Annotated in this window: 1 pseudogene; it reads left to right on the top strand. The window is 48.8% G+C overall.

The features are described from left to right. Window positions 1-27: 27 nt before the first annotated feature. Window positions 28-340, top strand: a pseudogene (locus tag KMS84_RS44240) (hypothetical protein); the annotation flags it as partial.

Below are 340 nucleotides of genomic sequence, written 5' to 3'. Positions count from 1 at the left end.
CTCGCCAAGCTTTATCAAAGTTTGTGCATGAGGACTATCAAAGTGCCCTGGTATAATCACATTGCTTTATCTAAAACCCCCATCTTTCCTTTGAAAGTCTTTGTGTTCTGTATGGTCTTGTCTGGATTGTGGGTGCCTGCCGCATTTGCCCAGAGTCTCAGTCTGGCTGAAGCGCTTTCGACGGCAATAGACGCTAACCCCGATCTTGCAGCAGCACGTCAAGAGATCGGAATCTCTGAAGGAGTGCGCAAGCAGGCTGGACTCATCCCCAATCCTGAAATTTCTTATCAAGTAGAAGACACCCGTCGTAATACCAGCACGACGACTGTCGCGCTTAGTC

The sequence above is a fragment of the Streptomyces hilarionis genome (assembly GCF_024539675.1).
In the GTDB taxonomy this organism is placed as follows: Bacteria; Actinomycetota; Actinomycetes; order Streptomycetales; family Streptomycetaceae; genus Streptomyces; species Streptomyces hilarionis.
The sequence above is the reverse complement of the archived record's forward strand: the minus strand, read 5'-3'. Positions and strand labels throughout refer to the sequence as shown.